We start from the raw sequence: 920 nt of genomic DNA on the forward strand, positions 1-920 counted from the left end.
TCGACTGGTTCAACAATCGCCGGCTGCTGGAGCCCATCGGCAACATCCCGCCGGCCGAAGCCGAGGAACGCTACTACGCCATGCTCGAAGACCCAGCCATAGCCGCGTGACTCAAACGAAACGGCCTCCGGAAAACCCGGGGCGGTTCAGTTCGTTCGCGAACCGCGTCACGCAAACGGACTCATCGAATGGATCTACGGATTGCCGCGGAGGTACATGACAATGTCGACGTAAGGCCATTTGTAGTTGACCATCCCCATATAAGGGTTTCGGGTGCCGGCAGGCGACCAGTTTTTGGCCGCCTGCTTTCGTACCGATTCTTTTTTTGCCTATCTATATTCTCTTGCGCTAATATAAAATTAACGTAACGTCAGATGGCAGCATCTGGGGATGCTCAACTGAGGGCGTTTCTCATGAAAATGGCGTTGTTCTGTGCGGTCGTCCTGTTGGCTGGAAATGGTCCTGTTGATGCCAAGGAGAAGAAAACGGTGATCAGTGACGCCGCTGCGCTTTGCTCGGCCAAGCATTCGGTAAAGAAAGACGTTCCAGAGCTGGACTGCAGTTTGACAGGAACTGCCACAGCCCCGCTCAATGGCACTGAACCAACAAAACAGCGCCTCGGATATGATACCAATCCTTGGATCGTGACCGGCTTTTGATTTTCACGGGAACGGGCATACTCTGGCGCAACCGTGTGGTTGGTGACCTCGGCCGCTGAAGCAACAACTTTGCAGCCTATCGTTCCGTCATATGCGGGCGTCCAGCCTAACTCCCGACCATCGGCACGGTAACGGTTGTCGCGTAGTTGATCGGGAAGTTGCTGAAGTAAGGGAACTCGATGACGAAGGCATAGCTGGCGGTCAGATGCGCCATGCGGAAGCCACCGCTCGCCGGGTCGAAAGCGATCGTGACGTTCACAT

The 920-nt window shown here is 55.1% G+C and carries 1 protein-coding gene; it reads left to right on the forward strand.

Annotated elements, in window-relative coordinates; all coding sequences use genetic code 11:
* Positions 1 to 413 precede the first annotated feature (413 nt).
* Positions 414 to 659, forward strand: a complete 246-nt coding sequence (locus NKH19_RS33350) for a hypothetical protein (protein WP_352874133.1) — start codon at positions 414 to 416, stop codon at positions 657 to 659.
* Positions 660 to 920: the final 261 nt, after the last annotated feature.

This window comes from Mesorhizobium sp. M1338, from assembly GCF_040318045.1.
GTDB lineage: Bacteria > Pseudomonadota > Alphaproteobacteria > Rhizobiales > Rhizobiaceae > Mesorhizobium.